The sequence below is a fragment of the Microbacterium lacus genome (assembly GCF_044794305.1).
Lineage (GTDB): Bacteria > Actinomycetota > Actinomycetes > Actinomycetales > Microbacteriaceae > Microbacterium > Microbacterium lacus_B.
Genome location: NZ_CP084996.1, coordinates 2510000 through 2528238, shown reverse-complemented (window position 1 = coordinate 2528238; position 18239 = coordinate 2510000). Strand labels below are relative to the sequence as shown.

The window sequence follows — 18239 nt, the reverse complement described above, 5'->3', positions numbered from 1 at the left end:
CTTACGCGGTCGCGGGGCGCGCCTGACCGGTCGGGCGACGCACGGCTGCCTTCTCGGCGGCGGGGAGCTCTTCCACTTCGACCGAAGCGGCGAGTCCTGCCTCTTCGCGACGCTGGGGAACCTCGACCGGCGGGAGCTGCGACACGGGACGCTGCTCGCTCGAGAGCCACTGGGCGCGGGGCGGAAGCTTCTTGATGTCCTTGAAGATCTCGGCGAGCTCGATGTGGTCGAGGGTCTCTTTCTCGAGAAGTTCGAGCGCCAACTTGTCGAGCACGTCTCGGTTGGAGTTGAGCACCTCGTAGGCCTCGTTGTGGGCCTGCTCGATGAGCGCACGCACCTGGTTGTCGACGCGCTCTGCGATGCGCTCGGAGAAGTCGCGGCCGTGACCCATGTCGCGACCCATGAAAACCTCACCCGACGACGAGCCCAACTTGACCGGCCCGACATCGTTGGTCATGCCGTACTCGGTCACCATCTTGCGAGCGATGCTCGTCGCCTTCTCGATGTCGTTCGATGCACCGGTGGTGGGGTCGTGAAACACGATCTCTTCGGCCACACGGCCACCCATCGCATAGGCGAGCTGATCTTGCAGCTCGTTGCGGGTGACGGAGTACTTGTCGTCGAGCGGCAACACCATCGTGTAGCCGAGCGCCTTGCCACGCGGAAGGATCGTCACCTTCGTCACGGGATCGGTGTTGTTCATCGCAGCGGCCGCGAGCGCGTGCCCGCCCTCGTGGTATGCGGTGATGAGCTTCTCTTTGTCGCGCATGACGCGCGTGCGGCGCTGCGGACCGGCGATCACGCGGTCGATGGCCTCGTCGAGCGCGCGATTGTCGATCAACTGCGCGTTGGAACGCGCGGTCAGGAGCGCAGCCTCGTTGAGCACGTTGGCGAGGTCGGCACCGGTGAACCCGGGCGTCTTGCGGGCGACGACCTCGAGGTCGACGCCGTCGGCGAGCGGCTTGCCGCGGCCGTGCACTTCGAGGATCTTCTTGCGGCCCTTGAGATCAGGAGCATCGACGCCGATCTGGCGGTCGAAGCGGCCCGGGCGCAGAAGGGCGGGGTCGAGAATGTCAGGGCGGTTGGTCGCCGCGATCACGATGACGTTGACCTTGGGGTCGAAGCCATCCATCTCGACCAGCATCTGGTTGAGCGTCTGCTCGCGCTCGTCGTGACCGCCGCCCATGCCAGCGCCACGGTGGCGACCGACGGCGTCGATCTCATCGATGAAGATGATCGCGGGAGAGGTCTCTTTCGCCTGGTTGAACAGATCGCGCACGCGGGATGCGCCGACGCCGACGAACATCTCGACGAAGTCCGAGCCCGAGATCGAATAGAACGGAACCCCGGCCTCACCGGCGACCGCGCGGGCGAGAAGCGTCTTGCCGGTTCCGGGAGGGCCATACAGCAGCACACCCTTCGGGATGCGGGCACCGACCGCCTGGAACTTGGTCGGGTCTTTCAGGAAGTCCTTGATCTCCTGCATTTCTTCGATGGCTTCGTCAGAACCGGCGACATCGGCGAACGTCACCTGAGGCATCTCTTTGGTCACGAGCTTCGCGCGCGACTTGCCGAACTGCATGACCTTCGAGCCGCCACCCTGGGCGCTGGACATCAAGAACCAGAACAGAAGACCCAGCAGCAGAATTGGGATCATCAGCGAAAGCACGCCGTCCCAGAACGATGCGCGCGGAACCACATCGTTGAAGCCGTCGGCCGGGTCAGCCGCGCTGATGGCATCGACGACCTCGGTCGCGCGCGCCGTGACGTAATAGAACTGCACCTCGTCAGCCCCCTCGTAGGGGCTGGAGAGCGTGAGATCGACGCGCTTGTCGCCGTCGGTGTTGACCACCTCGGTGACGGTGTCGCCTCGGAGGAGTTCGAGGCCATCCTGGGTGGAGATCTGCTTCGCCGCACTCAGGCTCGTGATCAGCGTGAAACCGACGACGAGCAGCACGCCGATGAGCACGACGTACAGGAACGGATTGCGACTGATCTTCTTGAAATCCATGGTGGATTCAGGGTATCGCGGTCATCCTATGGTCAGACTGTGCATTCGCCGACGGCGGAATCGACGCGGGCGGGACGAAAACCGGCGTCAGGAGTAGACGTGGGGCGCGAGCACCGCGACATCGCGCAGGTTGCGGTAGCGCTCGGCGTAGTCCAGGCCGTAGCCCACGACGAACTCGTTCGGGATGTCGAAGCCGACGTACTTGCAGTTCACCTCGACCTTGGCAGCATCCGGCTTGCGAAGCAGCGCGAAGACTTCGATCGACGACGCCCCCCGCGAGGCGAAGTTCTCCAGCAGCCAGCTCAGAGTGAGCCCCGAATCGATGATGTCTTCGACGATCAGCACGTGCTTGTCGTGGAGGTCGGTGTCGAGGTCTTTGCGGATCTGCACGACACCGCTGGACCTGGTGCCCGCCCCGTAGGATGACACGGCCATCCAGTCCATCATCATCGGGCCGGGCAGTGCGCGGGCGAAGTCGGCCATCACCATCACGGCACCCTTCAGGACTCCAACGAGCAGGAGGTCTTTACCCGCGTAATCCGCCGACACCCGCGCGGCGATCTCTTCGAGCTTCGCGTGGATCTGCTCTTCGGTGACCAGGACCTGGGTGAGTTCGCTCTGGATATCGGCGGCGCGCATGGTCAGAGTCTAGGCAAATTGCCGCCCAGCCGAATTCGGGTTGCCAATAGGCTGAGCGCGGGCGGGCTATGGTGCCCGACGCTTCATCGGAGGGAGCCACTTATGGCTGGGCTGGATGACATTCTGAAATCACTGCCGATCGATCAGATCGCCTCGAAGCTCGGGGTCGACCCGAGCGTCGCCCGGCAGGCAGTAGAAGAAGGAGGCGGCGCGATCCTTGCCGGCCTTCAGAAAAACGCGCAGGCCCCAGGTGGGTCTGCAGCGATCGAGAAGGCGCTCGGCCAGCACACCGGCCTCGGTGACAGCGTCGATGTGGATGCGGTCGACACCGCCGATGGCGAGAAGATCCTGCACCACGTCTTCGGTGGCAACGAACAGCAGGTCGCGCAGAAGCTCAGTGACGAGCCGCAGACCGCGGGAATCGACTTCGGCAAGCTGCTTCCGATGCTTGCACCGATCGTGATGGGGCTTCTGGCCAAGAACCAGCAGTCGCAAGGCTCTGCCGCAGGCGACGGTGGTGGCGGAATCGGCGATCTGATCGGCGGGCTCCTCGGCGGCGGGCAGACCGGTGGCCAGGCGGGCGGTATCGACATCGGGGGTTTGCTCGGAGGACTCCTCGGCGGCAAGAAGTAGCTCGCCGAGTTGAGGGCGTCGGATGCTTCGGCCCGGCGCCCTTCGGCATGCGGGCGTTCTACGGCTGGGCGGTGAACTCCACGCGCGCGCCGACACGGCGGGCGCGGCATCCTGGTAAATCAATCGCGGTCTGTCCCGACCAATCGGTGACCAGACGTGCGACTTCGAGAGTCTGTGCGCGGCTGAGACTCTGACCGAACTCTGCGGCGACGACATGCCGGATGATGCGGTGGCGCAGCGCCGCTGGATTCGCCGCGAGCGCGGGCGCCGACACCGAGATGCCCGCTTCGGCGTGCTCGACGATGTCTTCGATCGTTTCGTCGATCATTTCGTCGAACGCCTCGGAGTCTTCGCGCAGTTGCGCGGCAGTGCGCGCGAGTGCTTCGGCGATGCCGGGGCCGAGCTCTGCTTCCAGCACCGGCAAGACGCGGTTGCGCACGCGCACTCGACTGAATCGGGGCTCGTCGTTGTGCGGATCGCTCCAGGGCGCCAGGCCTTCGGCCGCGCAGGCAGCGAACGTCGTCGCCCGGCGCACCTCCAGCAGAGGACGCAGGAGCGCGACCCCCGGCGCGAGCTCGGACTGCGCAGCCATCCCCTGCAGACTGCGCGCTCCCGACCCGCGACTCAGGCCGAGCAGGACGGTCTCTGCCTGATCGTCCAGGGTGTGCCCGACCAGCACGGCGACAGCGCCGACATCGAGAGCGGCGTCGGCGAGCACGCCGTAGCGCGCGGCACGCGCGGCGGCCTCGGGCCCCCCATCGGTGCCCACCTCGACGCGCACGATCAGCGGATCGACCCCGAGTGACGCGGCCTGTCGACCGGCGTTCTCTGCGACCTCCGCTGATTCGGGCTGAAGGCCGTGGTCGACCGTGACACTCGCCACACGCAGTCCGAGTTTGCGGCCTTCGAACCCGACTGCTGCGGTGAGGGCCAGGGAATCGGCTCCGCCCGAGAGTGCGATCACGACAGTCGAGCCTGCGGGCAGCGAAGCGAGTGCGCCTCGAACGGCCCGACGCACCTCAGCCACGGCAGGATCCAAGCCCGGTCGATTCTCCACTCCTCCACGGTACTCGGGGCGGGGGCGGGCATCCGAGTAGGCTGGTGCGCGGCATCCCGACCCGTCATTTCAAGGAGCACACGCATGGGCGCACACGACGCCGTCATCGAAATCCCCCGCGGCAGCCGCGTGAAGTACGAAGTCGACCACGGCACCGGCCGGGTCTACCTCGACCGCGTGCTGTTCACCCCGATGGGGTACCCCGCTGACTATGGCTTCTTCGAGAACACTCTCGGCGAAGACGGCGACCCGCTCGACGTGCTCGTGCTGCTCGACGTGCAGCTCTTCCCCGGCGTCATGGTCAACGTGCGCCCCGTCGGCGTGCTGAAGATGAAGGACGAAGCCGGCGGAGACGACAAGCTCGTCGCCGTCCTCACCAAGGACCCCCGCTGGAGCCACATCCAGGACCTCGACGACATCCCCGACTACACGAAGAAGGAGATCGAGCACTTCTTCGAGCACTACAAAGACCTCGAGCCCAACAAGTGGGTCAAGGTCGATGTCTGGGGCGACAAGGCCGAGGCCGACCGCATTCTCGACGAGTCGATCGTCCGCTTCGCCGAACACGAGGGCGAAACCCGCACTCAGGGCGAGGGAGTCGCGCCCAAGACCGTCTGAGTCTTCAACACGTCGAAGGCGGATGCTGCTACCCGCGGCGTCCGCCTTCTGCGTTGCCGCGCGGTTCAGACGCCGATGCCTCGTGCCGACATGAAGCTGATCGGGTTGACGGGGTTGTTGTTCACATAGGTCTCGAAGTGCAGATGGCAGCCGAATGAGTTGCCGGTGTTGCCTTCGCTCGCGATGAGCTGCCCGGCGTTCACCCACTGGCCGCGGCCCACGAAGATGCCGCCCGGGCGGATGTGCGCGTACCCGGTGCCGACACCGCCGCCGTGGTCGATCTTGATGTAGTTGCCGTAGCCGCCGTTGTACGCGGCATACACGACCGTGCCCGCAGAGGCGGCGTAGATTCCCGCGCTGCACCCTGCGGCGAGGTCGACGCCGTAGTGGAATCCGCTCGAGCAATACGTGTTGCCGCACTGCACCGTGCGTGCCCCATAGCCGGAGGTTCGTCGCCCGGAAGACGGTCGCGCCCAACCCGAACCGATGACTGCGCCACCGTTTCCGCCGACACTTCCGCCACCGCCACCGCCACCGCCGCCGCCGCCGCCACCGCCGCCGCCGTTTGCGGCAGCCGCTGCCGCAGCGGCTGCCGCTGCGGCTGCGAGGCGCTCCGCTTCGAGCCGCGCCTGGCGTGCCGCTTCTTCGGCCGCTCTGCGACGCGCCTCGACACCGGCCTGATACTCTGCGACGGTCCTGGCTGTGGTGTCTTGAAGCGCCGCGAGTTGGGCTTCAAGGTCACCCAGATGCAGTTGCTGCTTGTCGAGTGCGGCCTGGGCGGCATCGGCGGCGGCTTGCGACTCGAGCATCTTCTCTTGCGCGACCTGCTGCAGACGATCGCGCTCAGTTCGTGCGACAACCGCCTGGTCGCTGAGCCCTTGGGCCGCGTCGCGCGCGGTGATCGCGGAAGCGTAAACGTCTTGGTTGCGGTCGATAAGGCGATCCATCGTGCCCAGCCGCGCCAGCAAATCGTCCGCTCCGGCCGCCGAACCCGAGAAGAACAACTCCATCGAGGTGTCGTCACCACCGTTGCGGTACAGCTGCGCGGCAACGCGACCAGCTTTGGCCGCAGCATCCGCCGCCGTCGTGGCCTGTGCGTCTGCCTCCGCTTGCAACTGATCTGCCTTATAGGCAGCGTCAAAGAACGCCTGCTGTGCCTGGTAGAAGACATCAGCCGCCTGGTCCGCGAGAGCACGCTTCGCGGCGACGTCGTCGGCGAGCGACGCGATCAGGCCTTGAATCTTGGTGACCTGACCGGCCTTGGCTACTTCGTTCGCCTGCGCCGCCTGGACGTCTTCCCACGTGGGGTACTCGTCAGCGAACGCGGCGGGCACGAACGGCGCGGCGAGCGTTCCGAGCGCGACGATTCCGAATGCTCCGAATCCCAGGACGGAGCGACGGCTCATCTTCGGCCAGAGGGTGCGGCGCTCAGCGTCAGTCGGGGCGCATCCGCAGTCTTCGGAGGCGTGCTCGAGGGGCATACGGCTACCTCCCCTCAGGACACAACGTCTTTCACACTAGCAACATCAGCAACAGAAGCAAGGAAGACGTCGCTTCCAGTGTGCCCCCGATCGGGCCGATGCGCACCCGTCAGTGTGCGTCGCTCGGCGTGTGATCGCGAGAGGCGCGCCCTCGATTAGCGGATTCACAATGGATTGCGTATGCTTGAGCGTCGGTAAGTGTGAGTTCTCGAACTCGCTCGGCCCCATCGTTTAGTGGCCTAGGACGCCGCCCTTTCACGGCGGTAGCACGGGTTCGAATCCCGTTGGGGTCACTTTCTGACATACAACTGAATACGTAAGGCCCTGTAGCGCAGTTGGTTAGCGTGCCGCCCTGTCACGGCGGAGGTCGCGGGTTCAAGTCCCGTCAGGGTCGCTCTGAGCGACGGGCCCTTTTCTTTGAGAAGGGCCTTTCGTCTCAGGAGTGACATTCTTCGGATGCCACTCGGCTCTGTAGCTCAGTTGGTAGAGCGCACGACTGAAAATCGTGAGGTCACGGGATCGACGCCCGTCGGAGCCACAAGGGTGATCATTACAATCACCCCAGAAACCCTCGCGAAGCTTCTATTCGCGGGGGTTTTGCTTTGCCCTGGTGAGGGCAGGTTTATCACTGATGGGCGCAGCGCCGAGTCCGGTCGTTAGGCGATCGAGGCAGGACGAAACCGCCGTGATGGATGGTGGGTTAAGCAACTCTTTCAGTCGCTTTGGCCGGGAATGGGCCGGGAGCCTGTCGGATTCTGTTGGCACTCGGCTCGCCGCAGCTCCCTTTTCCCCTTTCGCGACCATCCCCTTGGTCAGCCGCTATGCGGCGATCTCCGAGGCCGCGAAAGCCAAGGGGCAGCCGACTACAGCGATTCACCGCAGCTCATGCAGGTATCTTCGCCATCCTCGTAGAGGATCCCGCAACAGTACTTGTCGCCGGAGTAGTCGGACGCGTAGCAGTCCTCGCACTCCCCGTCCTGTATGTCCTCTTCATCGACCTCGTCGCCGCATGAGTCGCAAATGAGGGTAGCCACCGAGCTGTCGGAACTAGCGGCATCAGACGACGCAGATCCGCCAAACAGGTTGCTGAAGAAACCCACACTTCTCCTTTGAGTTCAACGCCTGAGCATCAGGTCGACGCGTGACGTGCCTGTCTTCGAGGCCAGCAGCGCATCCGTTCAGAAAGCGGCGGCACGGTCAACGATTCAGGTCAGCTGATCCTTCTTGACGACCGTGTCGCAGTTTGAGCACTTCAGCTGATTGGTTGTGTACGGCTGCAGCGTGTTCTTGCCACAGTTCGGACAGAGATGACCTTTTGCCATCGAGTTCCCCATATCCCCCAGACGACCGCATCGCGCGACCGATTCATGGCCACAGTAGCACCCTGATTTTAATCATTGGCCGCAGACGGTACTCCTGACCGGGGATTTTTGAACTAATGCCTATTTCTCCGGCGAACTCTGCACCGAAGGCATGACGTATCCATCTCAACAGTGAGGACTAGCTCAGACCGCCCTGGATCTCCGCGTTAAGCGCCTCGATCACGTCCGCGATTGCGTCGAGCTGCAACAAATCGATCGGACGCGCCCCGGCCAGGTGGGAGTTGTGGCCATGGAGCCAGGCATCGGCGGCATCGGGCATGAAGTGACGATGAAGGAGCACCGCGATCTCGTTCGGCATGGTCACCCGTGCTACCTGATGCCCGACTCCGAGCCACCGATCGATAACGTCCATCGCGACGGGGCGGAACTCGAAAGCGTCGACACCGACGTGAACTGGTTGCCATCTGATCCATGATCCCGACTGTGCGTGTGACCGTGGGAATGGATTCGGCGTGGCACTACTCGTCGACGCTGACGTCGCTGCTGCAGGTGCCCAGATACAACTGAAAATCGTGAGGTCACGGGATCGACGCCCGTCGGAGCCACTGAAACCCTCGTGAGGCTTCTACTCGCGGGGGTTTCTTCATTTCCCTGGTCAGAGCCGGACGCGACACCGTCTTCTCACAGGGCTGCCGAGCCTTGCGCGCGCTTGACGGTCTCAGCCGCTCGGCGGCGGGGTCATCCGCCTCACACAAATGCCGTGTCGTGCCTCTGCAGTGCGGTGGCGTGGCCAAGTGGGCTGGCGTCCTCAACCCAGCGCGCGAGCGCCGGGGGTGCGAGAAGATTCTCCGCGGCAAGCAGGGCAGCACCGATGACACCCTCCATCTGATCGAGGGAAGCTGCTCGGACGGTGAGGCCCTCCGAAGCCAATCTCGTACTGCGGCGAAGCACGACGTCTTTGATCCGATTGAGCGGTTCTGTACCTGCCCGCAAAACACCCCCGCCGATGACGAGCTGGCCAGGGTTGACGAAGTTCACGAGGGAGGCGGCTACTTCGCCGAGAATCTGGGCTCTCGCCAGTAGCATCTCGAGCGATAGGGGGTCTCCCTCGTGCGCGGCTACTCCGATGTCGCCCAGGGTGACATGTCCATGGTCGGCAATGGCCGCGGTGAGCATTGCGCTGGCACCCGAGCGACGGGTCGCCTCCTCGAGGAGGGACCATCCGCCTGCGACGGCCTCGAGGCAACCGGTCTGTCCGCATCGGCACGTCACCTGTGGGTCATCGGTGACATGCATGTGACCGATGTCGCCGGCTGCGCCTCGTTGGCCTCGCAAGAGACGACCGCGAGAGATGATGGCCGCCCCGACACCTGTACCTGCCTTGATGAAGAGCATGTCGTCGGAGCGCGACCCGGTTCCGAATGCCCACTCGCCGATCGCCATCACGTTGACGTCGTTGTCTACCCAGACGGGGGCGTCGTAGTGCTCACGCAACCACGATCGAGCGCTGAAACCGTCCCATCCGGGCATGATCGGCGGAGACACGAGCCTGCTCGACGAGTAGTCGACGGGGCCTGGCACGCCCACGCCGATTCCCCAGGGTCGCGCTACGCCTGTACGAGAAGCTAGCGCGTCAAGGTGCAACTTCACGCGCTGCATGGTCAACTCCGGCCCGTTGTCCACGCTCCAGTCCTCATGAGCCGTTGCCAGGAGACGCCCACGCAGATCCGAGATCCCGAGCGTTATTTCGGAGGCCTCGATCAGCACCCCGAAGACGTAGCCGGCGTCGGCATTGAACTCGAGCCGTCGAGCCTGGCGCCCCCCTTCCGAGTGCGCGAGACCGGCATCTTTCAGCAGCCCGTTTTCACACGCCTGATCGACGCGCTGCGCCACGACTTTCCGGCTGAGGCCGGTGATGACTGCCAGACGTGGTCGCGTATCGGCAAAGCCCGTCCGAACGAGGTCAACGATCACAGCGAGCGGCGCAGCATCCAGCGACGATGCGATGGCGTTGGACGCTCCCTCTGAGCCCACCACCCACGTCCGAGAGGCGTCGACTTGGATCTGTTCTTCGGGAGCTAAAGCCACCCTCACATTCTGGCACGTGGGATATGGGCGCGACTCGAATGCTGACACTGCGTATAAGTATGAGCACCAGGGGCATCACCATCACTTATGTTCCTGGGGCACATAACATGCAAGAGTTGAAGCGCATCTTGCTCCAGCCACTCACCCGGGTGGCGACAAAGACGTCACGAAAGGCTCGATATGTCACAGCTCACGGCTACCAAGAACACACGGTGGGTGCTGTTGTCCACCCCGCTCGCTGCCGCTCTCGTCCTGGCCGGTTGCTCAGGGACGCAGGCACCGGGAAGCACCGAAGATCCCACACTGGCCGGGTTCTCGCTGATGGTTCCCCAAGCGAGCGAACTCGACGATCCGTATGAACAACTCGCCGCGCAGTACTCCGAGGAGACAGGGGTCGAGATCGAGGTGCTCCCCTACCAAGCCGAGTCGTACAACAACCAACTCACGACGCAGCTCCAGGGCGGCAACGCCGCCGACCTCATGGTTCTCATCCCGGGCGGAGGCCAGGCCGTCACGGTCACCACGATCGCCGAAAGCGGCTTCCTCGCACCTCTTGGTGAAGCATCCTCGGCAATCATCCCCACCGGTCAAGAGAGCCTCTTCGGCATCGACGGCGAGATCTATGGGCAGCCCACCGCGCTTGCCCCAACCTCCCTCGTGTGGAACGGCCCGGGCGGACAGAGCGTCGGGATCGAGCAGTACCCGGCCACCTACGAAGACTTGCTGGAGGATTGCGCCACTGCACGCGAAGGCGGAAAGACCGTCATGGTCGTCGCCGGCACCATCTCGTTCAACACCGGGCTGCTGGCAGCGACCATGTCCGCGACGCGCGTGTACCAGGAGAACCCTGACTGGAATGAGCAACGCAGCGCAGGCGACGTCACCTTCGCCGACAGTGGTTGGCGCGACCTTCTGGAAGACATTGTGGAGATGAACGACGCAGGATGCTTCCAGGACGGCGTTGCTGGGGGAACATTCGACTCCATCACCCAGGGCCTCGGTGGCCAAACCGCGCTGTCGGCACCGGTACCGGGGTCAGCGGCCGCTCAGATCAATCAAGGCGCAGGCTTGGAGCTGAACGTGCAGGCGTTCCCGCCCGCCGAAGGGCAGGAACCCTACGCGGTGGTCTCGGCGAGCTACGCCTGGGCGATCAACGCTGCTGCAGAGGACGACGCGAAGATCTCCGCTCAAGCGTTCCTCGACTGGGCGGCCGAACCAGAGCAGGCACAAACGTTTGCCGACCTCTCCGGCCTGATTCCGATCTCCGGCGCGACCGCAGAGACGGTGTCGGCGGAGTACGAGCCGATGGCGGCGCTCATCGAGTCGGGTTCCTACACCGGGTTCCCGGTCGAGACGTGGCCGAACCCGGCTGTCTATGACGCCCTGAGCGTCGGTATCCAGGGGCTGTTCACCGGCCAGAACACCGTCGACCAGATCCTCGATGAGATGGATGCCGCGTGGGACGCGTAGACAGCCAGTCGCCCTAGACCGAGGTGCCCGCCTGCTTCGAACCCGGGCGGGCACTCTCTTCTCCCGAAGCTTTCTCCATCCAGTCACCGAAGACGGAGTCCCCATGAACACCCACCCCGAGCCCTCGCCGATCGTCATCATCGGAGCGGGCCCCGCCGGAATGGCCACCGCGCTCGCTCTGCACAAGGTCGGCCACCGGCCGATCCTTCTCGAGCGCTATAGAGAAGCTCGCCCAGCGGGCAACATCCTGAACCTTTGGCCACCCCCGATCAAAGCGCTGCAGGAAATGGGCGTCGACACTGTCGATCTCGGCGCGCCATGCCACACGACATTTCGCGGAGTCAAGGGCAACATCCGCGCCGACGTCAAGATCCCCGACGAGGTCGTGAGCGCGTACGGCGGCGGCTTCATCGGGCTGCTCCGCCCCGAGCTGTACCGGCGGATGCTCGCGGCGATGCCCGAGGGTGTTCTCCGCACGAACGTCGAGGTCACGGATCTCAAGGACAGGGGTGATCGCGTCGACGTGTCGCTCGGGGACGGTTCCGTCGTCGAGGCAGCCGTAGTCGTCGGCGCCGACGGGATCGACTCGATGGTCCGCACTGCCCTGTGGGGAGCAAGCGAGAAGCGCGAGCACAAGCTCCACATCATCGGCGGCTACACCTTCTCCGATGTTCCTGGGGTCGAGCGCAACGAAGTCGTGCTCAGCCACGACCGCAGCGTCCAGGGCACCTACTCGTCCATCCGCGACAACGGGCGCGACGGCATCCAGTGGTGGGTGCTCGAGGCATGGGACCCCACCGCCCAACCTCCGACAGATCTCAAACAGCACGCGCTCACGCTCGCCCGTCGCTTTCCTGGTCCGCTCGCTGGCCTCGTGGAGTCCACCGAAGTGAGCCACTTTCAACGCTGGCCGATTCGCGACCGCAAGCCGTTGACGCAATGGTCGAAGGGACGCATCACACTCACCGGCGATGCCGCCCACGCAACATCGCCCTACGCGGCCTACGGGGCGGGCATGTCTATCGGCGACGGATACACACTCGCGCAGGAATTGACCGGGGCGGACCTCGCCGACACTGCTGCGGTGCACGCGTCCCTGGCGCGCTACGACCAGCGCCGGATCGCGCACACCACGTCCCAGGTGCAGCAGGCCTATGCGCTGGGGCAAGTCTTTCACCACGCTCCGCGCTTTCTCCGACCGGTGCGCGACTTCATCCTCGACAAGACCCCGATGTTGCAGAAGCAGGTGGGCGAGAAGAGTCCAGCCGAGATCGTGGCGCAACTTGAAGAGATGGGTAGCGGTCTTGTCCGTCGTTGATTCAGCGTCGGCCACCGACCGCGCGTTCGCTGCCGACGTGGTCATCGTCGGTACCGGACCTGCGGGTGCCGCGTACGCCCGGATCCTGAGCGAGGAGCGCCCCGATCTGCGAATCCTGCAGTTCGACGCCGGCTCCTTACTCACTGATCCCCCGGGTGCCCATGTGAAGAACCTGGTCGACGACGCCGACCGTGCCGCGGCTCAGCGTCTCTCCGAAGGGCCAAACCCGTCGCACACGCACGAGAGCACCGACACGCTTGACGGTTACGCCTCAGATGCCGCCCGGGTTGTGCGGCCAGGGACCTATCTGCTGACCGAGGGCTATCAGCTCGGCGAACAGGTGGGACTTCCCGCGCTTGCGTTCTCGACAAACGTTGGCGGGATGGGTGCGCACTGGACCTGCGCGTGCCCTCGTCCCGGGGAGAGCGAGCGCGTCGATTTCCTGCCCGATTTCGACGAGCTCCTGACCACCGCGGAGCGTCTGCTCGGAGTGTCGTCGGAGGTCATGGCGGACTCGGCGATGGCACACCTGGTGCGTAAGCGTCTCTCAGACGGACTCGACTCCCGCCGCAGTCGGTCGGTCGCGGCGATGCCGCTCGCGGTACGGCGTCGGGACGATGGGAGCCTGTGGTGGTCTGGTTCGGACGTTGTCTTCGGTGACGAGACTCGCGGCAACCCCAATCACCGGCTTGTTCCTCGCGCACTCGTCACAACGGTGCGCACGTCAGACCGCCGAGTCATCGGTGTCACGGTCCGCGATCTCGAGACCGGCGAAAGCTATGACGTCGGCTCAGCAACGGTCGTCGTGGCGGCCGATGCGCTACGAACCCCCCAGCTTCTTTGGGCATCCAGCATCCGGCCGCCTGCTCTCGGTCGGTATCTCAACGACCAGCCGCAAGTCGTCCACGCCGTCAAACTGCGCGACGTGCCAGCCCAGAAAACCACCCGGCAAGCGGGACCAGTTGACTTGCTCAGCGGGGTGAGCTGGGTACCTTTCACAGACGCCGCACCCTTCCACGGCCAAGTCATGCAGCTCGACGCCTCACCCGTTCCGTATGACGGTGAGATCATGCCGGGCGAAGTAGTCGGGCTCGGGTGGTTCTGCCCCAAGGACATCCGTGAAGAAGACCGTGTCGACTTCGACAGCGAGGCCGTGGACGGCTACGGAATGCCCGCGATGCGAATCCACTACGACCTGACCGACACGGACCGCCGGACGCTCGCGCGCGCGAAGGAGGAGATCGTCGCGGTCGGAGATCTGCTCGGCGATGCCGTCTTCGGCGACCCCATCGAGTTCCCGGCTGGCGCGTCACTGCACTACCAAGGCACCACACGCATGGGCGCTACCGACGATGGGCGCAGCGTCTGCGACGAGAACTCACAGGTATGGGGGTATCCGGGTCTCTATGTCGCCGGCAACGGGGTGATCCCGACCGCGATCGCATGCAACCCCACACTCACCAACGTCGCGCTTGCCATCCGCGGCGCGCGTGCGATCGCGAAGAATCAGAAACCAGGACTCACAGTGGATCAGAGGATCAAAAATCATGCTTGAACGCGAGATCATCCAGAACCGAGGCTTCGAGAATGTCGTCGAAGAGGGGAAGATCACAGGCTTCCGCCTCCTGCTCCGCATGCCGAACTACCGCGGCGTCTACGGACGCCTGATCGATGGCGTGGATATCCGGGTGGGGAACCTGAGCTGGGCAAGGGACGTGCCGCTCTGGACGCTCCATGGCAAGCAGTACTCCCTCAAAGAACTGCAGGACTCTCACCTCGACGTTCGCTGGGATCTCGACCTCCCGGCCACGATCACCGTGCCCCACGATGGCGGTCTGGCTCCCGGGGTGCACGACGTCGAAGTCGACATTGCGATCCACGCGCCCTACATCCCGGCGCTATTCCAACCCTCAATCTTCCACGCCGAGCGCAAGGTCACGGTGATCTCATGAACGTTCCCAACGGTCTGAAGTACGGAGTCTCGCTCTACAGCTACACGGGCGACATGAATACCGTCATGACCCTCGACGACGCGATGGCGGAAATCGCTTCGGTCGGCGCAACCGGCATCGAAATCCTCGGCGAAAGCAATATCCGTCGATACCCGAACCCCACCACGACGTGGGTGGATCAGTGGTGGGCACGTCTCCAGAAGCACGGATTGCAGCCCACCAATTACTGCTCGTGGGTCGACATCGGCCTCTCACGCGGTCGGGACCTCACACGCGACGAAGGCGCCGAAATCCTGCGCCGCGACATCGGGCTCGCATCGACACTCGGGTTCAGCACGATCCGACCCAAGTTCGGCATCGTCAGCATGGAACTGGACCCACACCCTGACTGGGAACACATCGTCGAGGCCAACCTCGACTACGCAGCCCAGCGGAACATCGTCATCTGCCCCGAAATCCACGCGCCGACGCCCATCAAACACAAGGTCGTCGACGACTACATCGCGTTCATCGAACGTACCGGGTCGCCACACTTCCGCCTGATGATCGATACCGGAATCTTCCAGCGTGAGGCAGCGAGCGCCATCCAGCCGGGAATCAGCGAAGACGGGCATAAGGCGGGATGGATGTCGCCCCTCGCGGTGCCGATGAGCGACCTGATCGATGTCCTCCCCTATGTGGGGTTCATCCAGGCGAAGTTCTTCGACATCGATGACAACCTGGTCGACCCCCAGATCCCGTGGGTCGAGATCATCCAGACGCTCGTATCTCACGGATACGACGGATGGCTCTCCAGCGAGTACGAGGGCGACCGGTCGGTCTACCGTGGACAAGAACAAGTCCGGCGTCACCACGCACTGCTGCGCTCAGTCGAGCGCGAGTTCCGGGCGGGTGAACTCGGACCCCCGGCAGAGAACTGAAATCGTGAGGTCACGGGAGCTCGATACACGACCGCTGCCTCAGGACAGCCGACGAGTACGGCACGCCGAGGGACTACGTGGCAGGTGCCAACATCGCCGGGTTCACCCGCGTCGCCGACGCCATGCTCGCGCTCGGCCTCATATAGTCGACGTACAGCGCCGGTTCTGGGGACCGGTGCGGTGACTGCCTCGAACAAACTGGGACTTCGATGGAGCCGTCCGGCACCCACATACCCGCGTCGCGACGACGCCGGCCTCCGCGATGGTTCGCCGTCACCGCCGCGGCAATCGCCTTCGTCGCCGTCTTCGGCGGCATCGGAATGGCGATCTGGTTCGCGGCCTCGAACGCGAATGCACCGGATGCCGCGGCATCCCCCTCCGCGACACCCGAGCAGACACCCACACCGACGCCGACCCCGTTGACCCCGCAGGAAGAGCTGCTCGCGCAGGCCAATGACCCGGCCGCGTGCGTGGTCACGTTCACCGGCGAGGCGGTCGAGTCCGCGGTGCCCATGCTCCACACCCAGGGCGTGCTCTACGCCGGACTCCCCATCCCCGCAGCGGACGGCCGCGTGTTTGCGGGTTGGTATTCGAGCGAAGCGGATGCTGCGGCCCTCGCAATCCCCGGACGCGTCAACGGCGCCGACCTCGTCACGTGCGTCGATCAGCAGATCACACTGCACTCCGCGTGGATGAGCCCCGAAGAGAACGCGGCGGCGGATGCCGGCATCCCGATCCTGATGTACCACCAGTTCACCGACCGGCCGGAGGGGCTCGCGCCCGATCACCCGGACCATTGGCTCAAGGGCAACTACGCCTACATCGGCGACTTCGACGCGCACATGAATCACATCGCGACGACCGGGTTCTACTTGCCGACGTGGGATGAACTCGCGGCGTTCATCGACGGGCGCCTGTACCTGCCCGATCACTCGGTGATCATCACCGACGACGATGCTCACCCGACATGGACCGAGCTGGCCGTGCCGATCGTCAATGCGAAAGGTCTGATCACGACATCGTTCATGATCACCGCCTACACCCAGAGTCCGGCCCCCTCGCCTTTCGTCCTCGGCCGCTCGCACACCCACGACATGCATCAGGCGGGTGCGAACGGCAAGGGCCGGATGGTCAACTGGACGGCCGACGAGATCGCCGCCGACCTCGAGACCTCGGCCGGCGTTCTCGGGGTCAAGGAAGTCATCGCCTACCCGTTCGGCCACTACAACGACACCGCCAAGCAGGGTGTCGCGCAGGCTGGGTTCGAACTTGCCCGAACGATCGAACCGGGTGAGGTGCGCATCGGCACCGACAAGCTGGCTCTGCCCGTGGTGCGCATCGACTACGGCATGGGGCTGGACTCGCTGGTCAACCGGATCGGCTGATTCCGACCAGTTCGGCACTTCGTTCCCACAGCGCATCGACGAGGGAGTCATCGAGCACCTGGGGGTTCATCTGGGTCGTGAGCGAGCGCTCGTCGTAGTAATGGCCCGAGAGCCACGTGACGTCGGGCTCACCGCCTATGAACCACGAGAGCGTGTCGCCGCCCGTGGTCGCCGAGACCATGAAGAGCCGCGAGAGCGGCGTGCGGTAGAACCAGCGAAGCCAGCTCGTGGTGTCGGCCGCGAACCCGGTCGCGACCATGCCGGGGTGAAAGGCAACCGAGGTCACGCCGTCTCGGTGGAACCGCTCATGCAGCCCGCGGGTGAAGAGGATGTTCGCGAGCTTCGCGTCGCCGTACGCCTTGTTGGGGCTGTACTTCTTCTCGTTACCGAGGTCGTCCATGTCGATGTGGCCGTAGCGCGCGGCGCCGACGCTGGAGGTGTTGATGATCGCCGCGTTGCTTGCGCGCAGGGTGTCGCCGAGGAGGTGCGTGAGCAAGAACGGCGCAAGGTGATTCACCTGAAGAGTCTTCTCGTGGCCGTCGACCGTCGGCGTGCGATCGCCGAAGATGCCACCCGCGTTGTTGGCGAGCACGTCGATCTGCGGGGCGGTGGCCAGCAGCGATGCGGCGAGCGCCCGCACGTCGTCGAGCCGTGCGAAGTCGGCGGTGAAGTACTCGGCCCCGATCTCGTTCGCGACGGCCGCGGTCTTCTCGGGTGAACGCCCGACCACGATCACGCGGTCTCCCCGCTCTGCGGTCGTGCGCGCGGCGGCGGCTCCGATGCCGTCGCTGGCGCCGGTGATGACGACCGTCTTCACTCTCCGACCGTGACGTCGACCTGAATTTCGCTCGCCAGTCGCTCGAGTTGATCGGTGACGGCGGCGAGGTCGACGGATGCCGGTGCCCGCGCGATCACCGTCGCCTCGAAGAGCCGGCCGCCGGCCATCGCCGCGTCGCGAGTTTCGGTCGTTAGCCGGTCAATGCTGACCCCGTGCGCGCTGAGGGCCGCGGCGATGTCGCGGACGATGCCGGAACGGTCATTGCCGAGCACCGTGAACGACAGCGCACGGGAGGGGGACGCATCCGCCGCCTGCTCTTTCGCCGCAACCGCCACCGTGAGCAACCCGTCGATACTCGCGAGAGCTTCACGCAGGGCAGTCTCACGATCGGCGGCGACCGAGACCTCGATCACCCCAGCGAAGGTTCCGGCGAGTTCAGCGAGCTGGCTGCGCTCCCAGTTGCCGCCGTGGGCATCGACAACATCGGCGACAGCAGCGACGAGTCCAGCACGGTCATCGCCGACAACGGTCAGTACAAGAGTGGGCATGCCCACACTGTACCTACGC

16 protein-coding genes, 3 tRNA genes and 1 pseudogene are annotated in these 18239 nt (G+C 64.7%); 12 read left to right on the top strand and 8 right to left on the bottom strand.

Going from position 1 to position 18239, the window contains the following annotated elements; translation table 11 throughout:
• Position 1: 1 nt before the first annotated feature.
• Together ftsH and hpt are read right to left on the bottom strand one after the other, a co-directional pair.
• Positions 2–2011: an ATP-dependent zinc metalloprotease FtsH gene (ftsH, locus tag LG299_RS12075; protein WP_404430536.1), complete on the bottom strand. Its 2010-nt coding sequence runs from the start codon at positions 2009–2011 to the stop codon at positions 2–4.
• Between the two features lie 87 nt (positions 2012–2098).
• Positions 2099–2650, bottom strand: a complete 552-nt coding sequence (gene hpt / locus LG299_RS12070; protein ID WP_404430534.1) for a hypoxanthine phosphoribosyltransferase — start codon at positions 2648–2650, stop codon at positions 2099–2101.
• Between the two features lie 102 nt (positions 2651–2752).
• On the opposite strand from hpt, the gene LG299_RS12065 reads away from it, so the two are divergent.
• Complete coding sequence (locus tag LG299_RS12065) at positions 2753–3283, top strand: DUF937 domain-containing protein (RefSeq protein WP_404430532.1); 531 nt, start codon at positions 2753–2755, stop codon at positions 3281–3283.
• A 58-nt stretch (positions 3284–3341) separates the two neighbouring features.
• Here the strand turns inward: LG299_RS12065 and tilS are convergent, their stop codons facing one another.
• A complete protein-coding gene (gene tilS, locus LG299_RS12060; RefSeq protein ID WP_404430530.1) occupies positions 3342–4310 on the bottom strand; it encodes a tRNA lysidine(34) synthetase TilS in 969 nt (322 codons plus the stop codon).
• Positions 4311–4424: 114 nt separating this feature from the next.
• On the opposite strand from tilS, the gene ppa reads away from it, so the two are divergent.
• Positions 4425–4958 (top strand): inorganic diphosphatase, encoded by a 534-nt coding sequence (gene ppa, locus LG299_RS12055; protein ID WP_404430528.1) that lies wholly within the window; start codon positions 4425–4427, stop codon positions 4956–4958.
• A gap of 65 nt (positions 4959–5023) precedes the next feature.
• Here ppa and LG299_RS12050 read toward each other — a convergent pair whose 3' ends face one another.
• Positions 5024–6364 carry a M23 family metallopeptidase gene (locus tag LG299_RS12050; protein WP_404430526.1) on the bottom strand — a complete coding sequence of 447 codons (1341 nt, stop codon included), beginning with the start codon at positions 6362–6364 and terminating at the stop codon, positions 5024–5026.
• Between the two features lie 295 nt (positions 6365–6659).
• On the opposite strand from LG299_RS12050, the gene LG299_RS12045 reads away from it, so the two are divergent.
• From LG299_RS12045 to LG299_RS12035, 3 genes are all read left to right on the top strand, one after another.
• A tRNA-Glu gene (locus tag LG299_RS12045) sits at positions 6660–6732 on the top strand.
• Positions 6733–6759: 27 nt separating this feature from the next.
• A tRNA-Asp gene (locus LG299_RS12040) sits at positions 6760–6833 on the top strand.
• 71 nt (positions 6834–6904) lie between these two features.
• Positions 6905–6977: transfer RNA gene (locus LG299_RS12035), tRNA-Phe, on the top strand.
• A 962-nt stretch (positions 6978–7939) separates the two neighbouring features.
• Here LG299_RS12035 and LG299_RS12030 read toward each other — a convergent pair.
• Together LG299_RS12030 and LG299_RS12025 are read right to left on the bottom strand one after the other, a co-directional pair.
• On the bottom strand, positions 7940–8119 hold the full coding sequence (locus LG299_RS12030; protein WP_404434875.1) for an antitoxin Xre/MbcA/ParS toxin-binding domain-containing protein: 180 nt from the start codon (positions 8117–8119) through the stop codon (positions 7940–7942).
• 389 nt (positions 8120–8508) lie between these two features.
• Positions 8509–9849, bottom strand: coding sequence for an ROK family protein (locus LG299_RS12025; RefSeq protein ID WP_404430524.1), 1341 nt, complete (start codon positions 9847–9849; stop codon positions 8509–8511).
• A 180-nt stretch (positions 9850–10029) separates the two neighbouring features.
• On the opposite strand from LG299_RS12025, the gene LG299_RS12020 reads away from it, so the two are divergent.
• The 7 genes and pseudogenes from LG299_RS12020 to LG299_RS11990 all read left to right on the top strand — a co-directional run bounded on the left by LG299_RS12020 (position 10030) and on the right by LG299_RS11990 (position 16894).
• Positions 10030–11319: an ABC transporter substrate-binding protein gene (locus LG299_RS12020; protein ID WP_404430522.1), complete on the top strand. Its 1290-nt coding sequence runs from the start codon at positions 10030–10032 to the stop codon at positions 11317–11319.
• Positions 11320–11422: 103 nt separating this feature from the next.
• Positions 11423–12637 (top strand): FAD-dependent oxidoreductase, encoded by a 1215-nt coding sequence (locus tag LG299_RS12015; RefSeq protein ID WP_404430520.1) that lies wholly within the window; start codon positions 11423–11425, stop codon positions 12635–12637.
• Complete coding sequence (locus LG299_RS12010; RefSeq protein ID WP_404430518.1) at positions 12624–14192, top strand: GMC oxidoreductase; 1569 nt, start codon at positions 12624–12626, stop codon at positions 14190–14192. The genes LG299_RS12015 and LG299_RS12010 overlap by 14 nt, the downstream gene beginning before the upstream one ends.
• Complete coding sequence (locus LG299_RS12005) at positions 14185–14589, top strand: DUF6379 domain-containing protein (RefSeq protein ID WP_404430516.1); 405 nt, start codon at positions 14185–14187, stop codon at positions 14587–14589. Before LG299_RS12010 ends, LG299_RS12005 begins: the two co-directional genes overlap by 8 nt.
• Positions 14586–15509, top strand: a complete 924-nt coding sequence (locus tag LG299_RS12000) for a sugar phosphate isomerase/epimerase family protein (protein ID WP_404430514.1) — start codon at positions 14586–14588, stop codon at positions 15507–15509. The genes LG299_RS12005 and LG299_RS12000 overlap by 4 nt, the downstream gene beginning before the upstream one ends.
• Before the next feature lie 23 nt (positions 15510–15532).
• A pseudogene (locus tag LG299_RS11995) lies at positions 15533–15655 on the top strand (hypothetical protein); the annotation flags it as partial.
• Between the two features lie 63 nt (positions 15656–15718).
• The gene (locus LG299_RS11990; protein ID WP_404430512.1) at positions 15719–16894 is read left to right on the top strand and encodes a polysaccharide deacetylase family protein; all 1176 of its coding nucleotides are present in this window, start codon (positions 15719–15721) and stop codon (positions 16892–16894) included.
• Here LG299_RS11990 and LG299_RS11985 read toward each other — a convergent pair.
• Both LG299_RS11985 and LG299_RS11980 read right to left on the bottom strand, forming a co-directional pair.
• Positions 16878–17711 (bottom strand): SDR family NAD(P)-dependent oxidoreductase, encoded by an 834-nt coding sequence (locus LG299_RS11985; protein WP_404430510.1) that lies wholly within the window; start codon positions 17709–17711, stop codon positions 16878–16880. The two genes, LG299_RS11990 and LG299_RS11985, sit on opposite strands and share 17 nt — an antisense overlap.
• Positions 17708–18220 carry a glycine cleavage system protein R gene (locus LG299_RS11980; RefSeq protein ID WP_404430508.1) on the bottom strand — a complete coding sequence of 171 codons (513 nt, stop codon included), beginning with the start codon at positions 18218–18220 and terminating at the stop codon, positions 17708–17710. Before LG299_RS11980 ends, LG299_RS11985 begins: the two co-directional genes overlap by 4 nt.
• Positions 18221–18239 lie beyond the last annotated feature (19 nt).

Bases quoted from the DNA above. Each gene is read 5' to 3' on its own strand.
- LG299_RS12030 (WP_404434875.1), bottom strand. From the start codon at position 8,119: ATGCCGAACGAGATCGCGGTGCTCCTTCATCGTCACTTCATGCCCGAT.
- hpt (WP_404430534.1), bottom strand. From the start codon at position 2,650: ATGCGCGCCGCCGATATCCAGAGCGAACTCACCCAGGTCCTGGTCACC.
- LG299_RS12000 (WP_404430514.1), top strand. From the start codon at position 14,586: ATGAACGTTCCCAACGGTCTGAAGTACGGAGTCTCGCTCTACAGCTAC.
- ppa (WP_404430528.1), top strand. From the start codon at position 4,425: ATGGGCGCACACGACGCCGTCATCGAAATCCCCCGCGGCAGCCGCGTG.
- ftsH (WP_404430536.1), bottom strand. From the start codon at position 2,011: ATGGATTTCAAGAAGATCAGTCGCAATCCGTTCCTGTACGTCGTGCTC.
- LG299_RS12020 (WP_404430522.1), top strand. From the start codon at position 10,030: ATGTCACAGCTCACGGCTACCAAGAACACACGGTGGGTGCTGTTGTCC.
- LG299_RS11990 (WP_404430512.1), top strand. From the start codon at position 15,719: ATGGAGCCGTCCGGCACCCACATACCCGCGTCGCGACGACGCCGGCCT.
- LG299_RS12050 (WP_404430526.1), bottom strand. From the start codon at position 6,364: ATGAGCCGTCGCTCCGTCCTGGGATTCGGAGCATTCGGAATCGTCGCG.
- LG299_RS12005 (WP_404430516.1), top strand. From the start codon at position 14,185: ATGCTTGAACGCGAGATCATCCAGAACCGAGGCTTCGAGAATGTCGTC.
- LG299_RS11980 (WP_404430508.1), bottom strand. From the start codon at position 18,220: ATGCCCACTCTTGTACTGACCGTTGTCGGCGATGACCGTGCTGGACTC.
- LG299_RS12015 (WP_404430520.1), top strand. From the start codon at position 11,423: ATGAACACCCACCCCGAGCCCTCGCCGATCGTCATCATCGGAGCGGGC.
- LG299_RS12065 (WP_404430532.1), top strand. From the start codon at position 2,753: ATGGCTGGGCTGGATGACATTCTGAAATCACTGCCGATCGATCAGATC.